The following is a 12,026-nucleotide window of genomic DNA, read 5'->3' as shown; positions in this document are numbered from 1 at the left end:
TAAAATTTAGCCTTCGATAATCGCCAGCAGATCTTCTTCGCGCATGATCAAGACTTCTTGACCATCCATTTTTACTGCTGTACCGGCGTATTTACCAAACAGAACTTTGTCACCGACTTTTACTTGCAGCGCGATACGCTCATTGTCATCGCCAACTTTGCCAGGGCCTACCGCGAGGACTTCGCCGCGATCAGGCTTTTCAGTAGCATTGTCAGGGATAATGATGCCGCTGGCAGTTTTGCGCTCTTCTTCCATACGGCGTACTACAACGCGGTCATGTAATGGACGGATATTCATGGTCAGTATTCTCCTCAAACCAATAGGATTAGGACATTAGGGTTGTTGTTAGCACTCAATGCTAGTGAGTGCTAATAATAGGGGCGGGCAAAGTAAAGTCAAGGGCGGTCGAGTGAATTTTTTGTATCATCGGTACGGCGAATGACTTCGCCTTCGATGTCAGTGCCGTGAGTGCGTGACGTTTGTGTGTATTGAAACCCCGAAGCAGACACCACACCATTCTTGAGAACAGCTTTGACCAATAGGTAACGGGTTGGAGGAAACAGCAAGATTAACCCCAGCATGTCAGTAAAAAAACCGGGAATGATGAAGAGCAAACCGCTGAGTAACATCATGCTACCTTCCAGCAAGGACTCCGCCGGACGTTGCCCCGCTTGCATATCGTGTTGGAATTTTGCTAACGAAGATAGCCCTTGGTGACGTAATAAATACATCCCCAAAAAACCGGAGAGGATTAACAGCAGAATAGTCGCCAGTGCACCAATGGCGCTGCCAACTTTGATGAGCAACCACAATTCAATGAACGGAATCGCTAACAATAACCAAGAAAACACGGGGAAACGACGCATGACACAAGATTCCATTCAAACCAATTATGTTAACTATATCGGTCTTAAGAATGGCTTTTCAAGGCAACCCTATAAAAATCAGGCCGCTTTCACGTCGACACCCCGCTCACTCTGAAGGCGGTCACGCAACTGCACCAGCGGAATCGGGCGGCCACAATAATACCCTTGGGCAAAATCCACCCCAATCTGCCGCAGCCGCACCAAGGTTTCGCCATCTTCCACTAATTCGGCAATGGTCAGTAAATTCATCACCTGCCCTACTTCATGCACTGCTTTTACCATTGCCGCATCGACAGGGCTGGAAACCAAGTTATGTACAAAATTACCGTCAATTTTCAGGTAACTCAGCGGCAATTCACGCAAGTAACTGAGAGAAGAAAAACCGCTGCCAAAATCATCCAATACTAAATGGCATCCCAAACTATGCAACGCATTCATTACCCGCTTTGCATGAACAAAATTACTAATTGCCACCGATTCGGAAATCTCGAAACAAATCATACCGGGATCAATACCAAACTGCTTAATCTGCTGCTCCACATAAGGAAATAATCTCGCATCCTGCACGGACTGTCCTGACAAATTAATCATCAAACGTGTTTCCATGCAGGGAGTACCATTGTTGTTATCACCACGGCAACCTGCCAACATTTCCAAGGCTTTACGGATAATCCAACGATCAATGCTCGTCATCAAATCAAGACGATCAGCAACTGGCAAAAAACTACCGGGGTTCAGCAGTGCCTGGCGGAAAGGTAAACGTAGTAACACCTCATACTGACGAAAGCTTTGATTACGCCCTGTATGCAAAGGAACAACCGGTTGCGCAAACAGAATAAAACGGTCTTCACGTAGCGCATCTTTAAGTAACTTGCTCCAGTCATGCACCCTTTGGTTGGACATTTGCTCACGCTTTTCTTCGGCATGAATAAAGACTTGATTACGACCCAAAGCTTTAGCGGTATAACATGCCTTATCCGCGTCCGAGAACAACTGCTTAATCTGAAGATTAGAGGCTGGCATAAACTCTATTAAACCGACACTAGCCCCAATAGAAAACACTTTACCTTCCCAGCTAAAACGGAAATTACGCAGCTCAGTTAAAATAGACTCCATGATAGTACGGCCTTTTTCTAAGCCGCAACCCTCTAAAAATACTGCAAACTCATCCCCGCCGATACGCGCCACCTTATCAGAGCGACGTACCGAGCGACGAAAGATCTGTGCGACTTGCTTAAGTAACTCATCGCCAGCCAAATGCCCACAAGTATCATTGATAATCTTAAAGTTATCGAGATCAACACTTGCTAAGACATGACTACGGGTAAGCGCGGAAGTATCATGTGCAAGCTGCTCGACGTATTGCTCAAAACTAGAACGGTTCATCAAATCCGTTAATGCATCACGCGATGCCTGACGGTATAGACGGTTAATGACTTTCCGATCAGCGGTAACATCGCGAAAAATAAAGACAACTGCTTTACAGTGCTCCAGTATACAAGTTGTATTTAATTCGACGAAACGCTCTTCACCAATACGCGGATATAACTTTACCTGCCCAAATTGCAGCGGGTAATTAGGGTGAAGTATATTAGTCTCAAATGCCTTCTCACCGATGGGATTTCCCTGTAAGTCTTCCAGTTTCAATACATGACTTACATGCTCCCCCAATACTTTGTCGCGTTGCCATAACGTCAACTTCTCAGCACTCGTGTTCATATAAGTGATAACACCTTGCTGGTTTGCAACAATCACCCCACCTGCTAATGCATCTAAGACCCACTCAGTATTAACCTGTTCTGAAGAAGGCTTAGGCTCTACTGCCTTATCATGCATTTTCACAACATTGGTTACTACCTCACTCCCCCTGAAACGAATGAGAAGGAAAACCGCAGCAACTTGCGCAATAAACATCGCTAACAATAAATGAGGCACACTATCTGCCAAAAAAGACAGCTTATCTGCCACCGTAGTCTTGTTTAGCTGGCCGCTGGAGATTACCCAGACAAAAACAACTGCCAACGCAACTAATGACAGGATTGGAATGACAAATCGCATCAAATCCCCCTAAAAACAGGCATTTCCATAATAATTATGATTAAATATTTTCTTTAATTATAACCAAATTACTTGACAATTGCCACTCCGTCCGTCTGATAAAAAACAATCAATAATAAAGCATTACGTCACCAGTTAGCCATTAACGATACAATCTTATTTTAGAAAATAAGATTCATTTTATTAAAACCATGCTTGACAATTTGATTAAAGAACGAGAGTATACAAAACTATATTTTTAAACATAATGCAAAAGGAAAGGTGTTATTCATGTCCAATCTTGACATTTCTAATCTCAGTGTTGCAGAACTCGAAAGACTTAAAGGTAGTATTGACAGTGCCATTGCCAATCGCCGTGACAGTGAATTATCTAGTTTACGTGAGGCAATCGAAGACATGATTGCCCAATCAGGCTTTACCCTAGAAGAAGTCATGCAAGCACGCACCACTAAAAAACGCGTTGTTAAAGCCAAATACAGTAACCCCAATAATCCAGAACAAACATGGAGTGGGAGAGGCAGAAAACCAGGCTGGGTCGAAGAATGGACCTCAACAGGCCGTGACTTAAATGATTGCTTAATTCCAGAGTAAGTCTAATCAGTATCTAAACCATGACGAAAGCCGCCTTACATTAGGCTTTCGTCGTTGTAGCTCTTAACCTGTGTGTTGCAATTAAGCTACTAATGTTGCATAAACAACAACTTTTAATGTAGACATCAAACATTTCTTCCGCATAACAAACAAAAACACTCAATATGAAGCAAAATGGTGCGAAGATATTTTGCTGATCCACTGCATTTACTCTACTATTACCCGAACTCAATTAAACCACGCTGAAAGATGACGGACTGTCTACTTGTAATGACGACCCTGCCGGATCAGGCTACCGCCTCATTCCTTGTGTGCAGGTTAGAGAGCAACCAACAATGAAAAAACTACTCTGCTTCCTGCTATTGCTTGTAGCTTCGATGCAAGCTCACGCACTCAAGCAGGAAGATTTGCTGCCGCCTGATGAAGCCTTCAAGTTTAAGGCTGAGGTCATTTCACCTGAGAAAATCAAAGCCACTTGGGAGATTGCAGAAGGCTATTATCTGTATCGAGAACGCTTCACGTTTGAGCCAGAAACACCAAACCTAGTCTTATCATCGCCAACATTCCCAACCGGTGAACGCAAAAATGACCCGAATTTCGGCAATACTGAGGTCTACCATAAGAAGGTTGCTGTTGAGATCCCCGTTGAACGCGGTCAAACGGCTACTCAAGCCGTAGAATTAGCAATTAAAGTCAAGTATCAAGGTTGTGCAGACGCTGGCTTATGTTATCCGCCCCAGAAAAAAACTGCCAAACTGCAATTAGCCGCACTCGATGGCTCCAATGATCCCAGCACTCAAACCACTTCTCAAACGGATACACCTACTGTTGATAAAGGTCTGACAGATATTATCAAAAAAGTACAAAAGCCGAATGCTAACAGTGGGATTCCGGTTGATCAGGCTTTTGTATTCGAGCTAACAGCACTGGACAAAGGCACGCTAAATGCTCATTGGACTATTCAACCAGAACATCATTTATACCGCCCTAAAATTAAATTTACGGTAAAAGAACCACAAGGTGTTACCTTAGGCGCACCTATTTTCCCAACCGGTGAAACCGTTGAAGATGAATATTTTGGTAAAATTGAAGTGTATGGACACGATATTGATGTCAAAGTCCCTATACTACAGTCTTCCGGTCTGCAAAAACTCATTGTAGAAACTGAATACCAAGGCTGTTCAGACAGTACCGGTATTTGCTATCCACCCGTCAAACAAAATCATGAACTCACACTGGCTGGCCTGCCTGATGCGAAACCACTTGACGAGGCAGCACAAGATAATAACACCGCTGAGAATAAGGCCACTTCGGCAGAAGATGCTATTTCCATGCGAATGCGTGATGATAGTTATTTTAGTAATCTATTATTCTTTTTCATTGCAGGTTTAGGGCTGGCATTCACACCTTGTGTGTTCCCCATGATCCCGATTTTATCGGGTATAATTGCCGGTTCTTCTAATGACCTATCCCCGCGCAAGGCTTTTCTGCTTTCCTTATCTTATGTCATGCCAATGGCGTTGACTTATGCCATTGTTGGAGTCATTGCGGGTCTGAGTGGCGCAAACCTTCAGGTTATGTTCCAGAATCCGTGGATTATTGGCTCATTCGCTGGCCTCTTTGTTTTGCTTGCACTCTCGATGTTTGGTTTCTATGACCTACAAATGCCGACGAGCATCCAAAGCCGTTTGACCGAAATCAGTAATCGTCAACAAGGAGGTAGCTTTTTAGGCGCGGGTATTATGGGTATCTTGTCTGCCTTGATTGTTGGCCCCTGTGTCACCGCCCCCCTAATAGGTGCATTGGTTTATATTGCACAAACGCGTGATGCATTGCTTGGTGGGTTGTCATTATTCTCACTGGGCTTGGGCATGGGTTTGCCACTGCTCATGATCGGCACCTCAGCAAGTCGCTTGCTACCGCGTGCTGGGGCATGGATGGATACCACCAAAGCTATTTTTGGCATTATGATGCTAGGCTTAGCGATATGGATGCTCAACCGCGTTGTGCCACTGGAAGTCACCATGGCATTAACAGGGGTGCTATTGGTTAGCTCTGGCATTTACATGGGCGCTTTAGAACGAATCAACGATGAAGCCGGAGGATGGGGACGTTTCTGGAAAAGTCTGGGATTGATCATGTTTTTTTACGGCGGCATGATTTTGTTTGGGGTTGCTGCGGGTAGTAATAATTTGTTGCAACCACTCAAAGGGATTTTTGGCGGCTCTGCCTATGCTGTAGCAGCTCCTAACCAGCAAATAGCACTAAATTTTCAACGAATTAAAGGCTTAGAAGGTCTTGAACAAGCACTTAACCAAGCTAAAGCCCAAAACAAGCCGGTTATGCTAGACTTTTATGCTGACTGGTGCGTAAGTTGCAAAGAGCTTGAACACAACACCTTTAAAGACCCACAGGTGATCGCAGCATTAGGTAATACCCTGCTCATTCAAGCCGATGTCACTGAAGATGATGAAAAAGATCAAGCTTTAAATAAACACTTCGGGTTATTCGGCCCACCACAAATTTTGTTTTTTACACCGGATGGTGAAGAAATCAAATCCGTGCGTTTAGCCGGTTACGAAGCACCTGAAGCGTTTCTGAAACGGGTTCAGCGCTTCCAACAAAACCTTCCATAGTTTATTGAAATCAGCACAAATTCAGCTACTGCTTCTATACTATCGTGAATAACGGTTACAGGAGGTATAATCCATGCGTGATAACAAAGACTATTATATTGAACAAGAAGATGAACTATTCCAGCTAGAAAAAGCAGCCGTACCGACGGATGGAAAAAAAATTAAACCACATATTGTACGACGTAATCTAGAAGACTACTTAGAACGCAAAGCACTAGAGCGTCGTCTTAAAGATGTGTTCGAGGATGATGATTTCTGAAACAATACGGCCTAGCAGTAGAGACGCAAAATATTACGTCTCTACTGCCCCCTCCCCAATCAACTTTGGTTGCTAACTTCTTCAGGTAATTGCAGCGCCATACGCAAATCTGCCAAATACGTTCTTTCTGCCTCATTGGCTACGTCAATAATCGCGGCAGAAACCAGATAAATCTCGGTAGCCATTGCCAAATCATTGTTAGCCAAAGCAGCAATCTGCTTCACATCCAATGGCTGAGACAATTCATTCAGAATCATGTCATTGACATCGCCTTCCACTTCAACGCCCTCTAATTGCTGACGAATATTAGCCAACTCAGCAGAATCCACATGCCCATCGGCCTTAGCCGCAGCAATCATGGCTTTTAACAGGATTTCAGCACTTGCTTTGGGGGCTGGTGCTTCCAATAAAGCCGGTTCGCCTGCTGGTGCAGCACCGCTCGTACCGGCATTCGTTTCCCACTGACGGTACATTTGATACGCGAGACCACCTAAAGCAGCCAAACTGCCCACTTTAACTGCCGCCCCTGTTACACGCCGCCCTGCACTCGTTCCCAGCAACAACGCCAACACACCTGCTGCTGCGGCACCGGTTTTCATACCTGATAACATCTGATCACGCTGCTCGCCTTCAGCCGGAATTCCCAACTTTTGCTCTGCCATATTCTGGCCTTTTTGTGCGATTTCCTTGCCAGATTGCAACATTTGATCCAAAAAACTTTTCACGTCCATATCAATCTCCTTGTTTTAGAGGTAACGCATTTGCATTTTTTTGCATAACTTCACGGATAAATTCACGGGTAATTTTACGCCCTTTCGTTAAGCTGGCGGTATCTAACCGGTCTAACACTGCCATGAGGGTAGTCATGTTTTGAGGATAATGCCGCTCAATATATTTCATGACCTGTTCTGATAATTCAAAGCCACGCTGATGCGCACGCCATGCCATGGCTTGCAAACATTGCGCCCCCTGCACCGGATGCACCCGATAATCAGCTCCCCACAATAAGCGCGATGAAAAATCGGGTAACACACACGTCATTTCACGGGGATTCATGCGGGCTGCCATAATCAAGGGTTGATGATTCGCACGGCAACTGTTGATTAAATTCATGAGCGCCACTTCCCAATCACGCTGCCCAATAACTGCATCCAGTTCATCCACAGCGACTAGGTGTTTGCCTTCCACTCCTGCTAACACCCGGATACCGTATTGAGCACAACTACCCAGTGGCACATAAGCCGCCATTAAACCCCGTTGATAATAACGTTCGCAATACGCTTGAAGTAAATGCGACTTTCCAGCTTGAGCCTCTCCCCACAAAAAGATTTGCGGAAATTCATGCTCAAAACCGTTTTTTAAAATACCCAGTAACTCAGCATTTTCAGGTGTCACAAAAAATGAACTGAAACGATGACCTTCGCGCATTCCTACGTTCAACGTCAGTTGTTGCTTCATGCCTGTTCTTTCGCCTCACTAACCTTACTGTTAGCATTCCCTACCGTCGATAAATGCGGTTCATCTATCTCAATGCCATAAATCTCACTTTGTTTATATGTATCGTGAATATGCCGTAAAATCACGGCCAACACCGCTGCCACAGGCAAAGCAAGTAATACCCCAAAAAAGCCAAACAATTGCCCACCTGCCAATACCGAAAAAATAACCGTAACCGGATGCAGGCCAATACGTTCACCCACTAATAACGGTGTCAGAATAGTCCCCTCAATCATCTGCGCCACACCAAACACCGCTAACACCCAAAACAGATTAAACACATCTTGGGTTTGAAATAAAATCGCAATACCAGCAATCGCCACCCCCACAATCAAACCAAGATAGGGAACAAAACTTACCACACCCGCAATCAAACCAATTAATAAGGCAAATTCCAAACCAACCAGTGATAATCCAATGGAATAAATGACAGCCAAAGCCAACATGACGGACATCTGCCCACGCAGAAACGCCCCCAACACTTCATCGGACTCACGCGCCAATTTGGCCACTAACGGCTCAATCGAGCGCGGCAACAAGTCGTCAATATACGCCACCATGCGATCCCAATCGCGTAACAGATAAAACGTAATAATTGGAATCAGTGCCAAATTAGCAACCCAACCCAGCACGACAAACCCTGATTTAGAAATGGTCTGAATCGTATTGCGGATAAATCCCCCGGTTTCCTTCCAATGAGAAGCTATTACCGTTTTAATCTTGTCCACTTCCAAGACACTGGTATCGACACCAAAATTCTGTTGCAAATACGGTCCCAAAACATTCACAACCCAGTCAAGATAATCAGGGAATTTATTAAGAAACAGCTTCACTTGTGTTTCTAGTACCGGCACAAGGAATAGAAAAAACAGCAACAACAACAAGAAAATCGTCAAAAACACTGTGGTCACAGATAAAGTACGTGATAATTTCCAAGACTCTAACTGATCAACCAGTGGGTCACCCAAATAAGCCAAAAACGCAGCCGCCAAGAAAGGCGTCAAAATAGGTGCAAGAATATACAGCAACGCAACCGCAATACTTCCTGTCACCAACCAAAACCAACGTCCACTATCGAGTATCATGCGTGATATTCCCTCCATGCATAGCGGCTCCACAGCAACACATAAGCCAAACCACTCAGCACTGTTGTCACTGCCACTGCCCACTGTAACCCCAGATTAAACCACCCCGGTAATGGGTAGATTGCCACATGCAATAACGTTGCTGCCAACAGAAAAATCTGCAACCCTGTGTTGAGCTTACTAATGATCAGCGGGCGCACATCCAGCCCCCCTATTACCAAGCGGTATGCAATTGCCCCTAGCACAATCACCACATCACGCCCAATCACTAAGGCAATCAGCCACCAGGGTAAACTGCCTTTCAAGCCAAATACGATAAATACGGAAACGACAAAAAGTTTATCCGCGAGCGGATCAAGAATTGCCCCCAAACGTGTAAACCAGCCATAGCGCCGCGCCAAAAAACCATCTAAGGCATCAGATAAACCTGCCAACACCAGCAAAGCTAGTGCAAAACCATAGATACCTTTCCACAGCAACCAGCAAATTGGTGCAATAGAAAGGATACGAATCACTGTGATGATGTTTGGAATTTGTTCCCGCACGTTAAATCCATTTTTGTATACAAAGAAGGCTCCTTACGGAGCCTTCATCATATAACGGATTATAGCCTATGTGCCGGTTTTCCGACTATTGTGGCTGTATTACTGTTGAACAGGAATCAAGGTGATTTCAACACGGCGGTTTTGCGCACGACCATAATCGCTGCCGTTATCCGCAACGGGACGGCTTTCACCGTAACCCACCGCTTGCATACGTTGTGCCGCTACGCCAGTGCTTGCCAAGTAAGTGCGCACACTGTTAGCACGTTGTTGTGACAGTTGCAGGTTGGAGGCATCACTACCGACGTTATCTGTGTGGCCTGCAATCTGGAGACGGGTTTCAGGGAACTGGTTCAAGGTGGTTGCCAAGTTATTTAACACACCATAAAACTGAGGTTTAACATCCGCACGCCCGAAATCGAAGGTAATGGCATCAGGCATGGTCAAAATGATGTTGTTGTCTTGACGGGTGACTTCTACGCCTGTGCCTTGCATTTGCTGACGCAATGCGGCTTCCTGCTGATCCATGTAATTACCGATAGCAGCACCGGCGATACCACCAACCACAGCACCGGCAATGGTATGGCCTCGGTCTTTATCGCCTGTATTTTTACCCACTACCGCACCGCCCAGAGCACCGATAATGGCACCTTGTTGCGCACGAGTCATTTCGCCAGTAGGACTACAACCCGCCATCATTGCCGCAGACACAGCACCAATCAACAGAGTACGCATGGAAATTTTCATAATAAACACCTCAATAATTTATAATATACCGTCACGGCGTTAGAACCGAGTTAGCCCAGAGAGTTCCCGTTGACGATTGCGCAGATTTTGACGCAATCGCGTGCAGGATACCAGCGCTTAAAAAGGAATTGGGCTATGGATGGTTAAAATATCCGCTGACAATGGGTGTGGCAAGCGAACCCATGCCGCGTGTAAGAGCAAACGCTGTGCCTTAGCACACACCGCCGCAATGGCATACAATTCATCACCGAGGATTGGATGCCCCAACGCCTGCAAATGTACCCGTAATTGGTGAGTACGCCCGGTAATCGGCTCAAGCTCTACACGGGTTGTGTCGTTTTCTTTATCAACATCAATCACTTGATAACGTGTACAAGACGCTTTACCCAGCATAAAGCTGACCATCTGACGCGGGCGATTAGGCCAGTCTGTCAACAAAGGTAAACGTATCTCCCCGCGAGTGGGGGATACCTGCCCCGCTACTACTGCCACATAACGTTTATGTACCTGCCGGGTTTGAAACAAGATGCTTAAAGCACGTTCCATCGCCTTACCCCGTGCCATGACCATAATACCGGACGTCCCCATATCGAGCCGATGCACAATTAACGCATCAGGAAATTCAGCCTGCACGCGGGCAATCATACAATCTTGTTTGTCTGCACCACGCCCGGGGACAGAGAGTAACCCGGTTGGCTTATCGACCACGATCATTGCTTCGTCAATGTAGAGAATGTTTAAGCCCGTGTGGGCAGGGGGGGTATAGAGAATCAAATCACATTCCGTAGAAACTAGCCGTTGGGTCATTATGTATAACATTTAAATCCGTAAGGTGGGGCAGTTTTCAGTCTGTGTTGACAAGAATCCGGGGTCATCCCCACAGACGCGGGGAACACAGCGACGATTATGCTATCGCCCAGCACACCATCGGTTCATCCCCACAGACGCGGGGAACACAGCTTTGATTTGAGGTATTTCAACGCGCCCGACGGTTCATCCCCACAGACGCGGGGAACACTTTTAGGGCAATGCCTGCCGCCATTTGAATGGCGGTTCATCCCCACAGACGCGGGGAACTGTCACCAGCAATGTAAAACTGACCCACCGATGACAATTTAAAATTGACCCACCTGAACAGCAAAATGCCGTTTTCAGCCGATGCGGAAAACGGAGCAAGCCAATGTTGACTCAGGAGTTAGTCGTGGATATCCATGTTTTACATCGTCAGGGTATGAGCATCCGAGCGATTGCCAGACAGTTGCACCTATCCCGCAATACCGTGCGGCAGTATCTGCGTAACCAAGCACGGACGCCGCAGTACCAGCGGGCCGAACGGCCTTCTTTGCTGGAACCCTTCAAGCCCTACCTGCATGAACGGATGGAGGCCGCCCGCCCGCACTGGATTCCAGCCACGGTGCTGTACCGGGAACTTCAGGAACAGGGTTATACCGGTGGGGACGGTATCCTCAGGAACTACCTTATACGCATCAACTTTAAGCCCTCCATTCCCTAACTTGCTGTAATCTCATCCAATTATTAGGTTTTTTCCTCCGTTTGTTTTGTCGGCAAGCGGTTGAAGAAGCGAAGAGTTTTGCCAGTTGCTTGAGGCATTTTATCAAGCTGCGTCGCTCAGCGATGCAGGCGGCAAGATGGGAAGCCTGTTCCTGAATGGCTTGAACACCTTTGGTGAGGCTGCGCTGGGGTATTTCCCACAATCCGGTGAGCATGATCCAGTGTTGGATGAG

12 protein-coding genes and 1 pseudogene are annotated in these 12,026 nt (G+C 46.1%); 4 read left to right on the top strand and 9 right to left on the bottom strand.

The features are described from left to right. Positions 1-6: 6 nt before the first annotated feature. The 3 genes from groES to BLV87_RS14440 all read right to left on the bottom strand — a co-directional run bounded on the left by groES (position 7) and on the right by BLV87_RS14440 (position 2,924). Positions 7-297: a co-chaperone GroES gene (gene groES, locus BLV87_RS14450; RefSeq protein ID WP_093069816.1), complete on the bottom strand. Its 291-nt coding sequence runs from the start codon at positions 295-297 to the stop codon at positions 7-9. Between the two features lie 98 nt (positions 298-395). Next, a complete protein-coding gene (locus BLV87_RS14445; RefSeq protein ID WP_093069814.1) occupies positions 396-866 on the bottom strand; it encodes an FxsA family protein in 471 nt (156 codons plus the stop codon). Positions 867-944: 78 nt separating this feature from the next. Then, on the bottom strand, positions 945-2,924 hold the full coding sequence (locus tag BLV87_RS14440; RefSeq protein ID WP_093069812.1) for a putative bifunctional diguanylate cyclase/phosphodiesterase: 1,980 nt from the start codon (positions 2,922-2,924) through the stop codon (positions 945-947). 270 nt (positions 2,925-3,194) lie between these two features. On the opposite strand from BLV87_RS14440, the gene BLV87_RS14435 reads away from it, so the two are divergent. The 3 genes from BLV87_RS14435 to BLV87_RS14425 all read left to right on the top strand — a co-directional run bounded on the left by BLV87_RS14435 (position 3,195) and on the right by BLV87_RS14425 (position 6,410). Next, positions 3,195-3,515, top strand: coding sequence for an H-NS histone family protein (locus BLV87_RS14435; RefSeq protein WP_093069811.1), 321 nt, complete (start codon positions 3,195-3,197; stop codon positions 3,513-3,515). A gap of 335 nt (positions 3,516-3,850) precedes the next feature. Next, complete coding sequence (locus tag BLV87_RS14430) at positions 3,851-6,151, top strand: protein-disulfide reductase DsbD (protein ID WP_093069809.1); 2,301 nt, start codon at positions 3,851-3,853, stop codon at positions 6,149-6,151. Between the two features lie 73 nt (positions 6,152-6,224). Then, the gene (locus BLV87_RS14425) at positions 6,225-6,410 is read left to right on the top strand and encodes a PA3496 family putative envelope integrity protein (RefSeq protein ID WP_093069808.1); all 186 of its coding nucleotides are present in this window, start codon (positions 6,225-6,227) and stop codon (positions 6,408-6,410) included. Between the two features lie 59 nt (positions 6,411-6,469). On the opposite strand, the gene BLV87_RS14420 is transcribed toward BLV87_RS14425, so the two are convergent. The 6 genes from BLV87_RS14420 to BLV87_RS14395 all read right to left on the bottom strand — a co-directional run bounded on the left by BLV87_RS14420 (position 6,470) and on the right by BLV87_RS14395 (position 11,100). Then, complete coding sequence (locus BLV87_RS14420) at positions 6,470-7,141, bottom strand: tellurite resistance TerB family protein (RefSeq protein WP_093069806.1); 672 nt, start codon at positions 7,139-7,141, stop codon at positions 6,470-6,472. A gap of 1 nt (position 7,142) precedes the next feature. After that, a complete protein-coding gene (gene hda / locus BLV87_RS14415; RefSeq protein ID WP_093069804.1) occupies positions 7,143-7,868 on the bottom strand; it encodes a DnaA regulatory inactivator Hda in 726 nt (241 codons plus the stop codon). Beyond that, a complete protein-coding gene (locus BLV87_RS14410) occupies positions 7,865-8,992 on the bottom strand; it encodes an AI-2E family transporter (protein WP_093069803.1) in 1,128 nt (375 codons plus the stop codon). Before BLV87_RS14410 ends, hda begins: the two co-directional genes overlap by 4 nt. After that, positions 8,989-9,537 (bottom strand): CDP-alcohol phosphatidyltransferase family protein, encoded by a 549-nt coding sequence (locus BLV87_RS14405; RefSeq protein WP_093069801.1) that lies wholly within the window; start codon positions 9,535-9,537, stop codon positions 8,989-8,991. The genes BLV87_RS14410 and BLV87_RS14405 overlap by 4 nt, the downstream gene beginning before the upstream one ends. Positions 9,538-9,636: 99 nt before the next feature. After that, complete coding sequence (locus BLV87_RS14400) at positions 9,637-10,281, bottom strand: YiaD family glycine zipper/OmpA-like lipoprotein (RefSeq protein WP_093069800.1); 645 nt, start codon at positions 10,279-10,281, stop codon at positions 9,637-9,639. A 117-nt stretch (positions 10,282-10,398) separates the two neighbouring features. After that, positions 10,399-11,100: a pseudouridine synthase gene (locus BLV87_RS14395; RefSeq protein WP_245707045.1), complete on the bottom strand. Its 702-nt coding sequence runs from the start codon at positions 11,098-11,100 to the stop codon at positions 10,399-10,401. A 361-nt stretch (positions 11,101-11,461) separates the two neighbouring features. On the opposite strand from BLV87_RS14395, the pseudogene BLV87_RS14390 reads away from it, so the two are divergent. Further along, positions 11,462-11,761, top strand: a pseudogene (locus tag BLV87_RS14390) (helix-turn-helix domain-containing protein); the annotation flags it as partial. Between the last annotated feature and the right edge of the window lie 265 nt (positions 11,762-12,026).

This window comes from Thiothrix caldifontis, from assembly GCF_900107695.1.
Taxonomy (GTDB): domain Bacteria; phylum Pseudomonadota; class Gammaproteobacteria; order Thiotrichales; family Thiotrichaceae; genus Thiothrix; species Thiothrix caldifontis.
The sequence above is the reverse complement of the archived record's forward strand: the minus strand, read 5'-3'. Positions and strand labels throughout refer to the sequence as shown.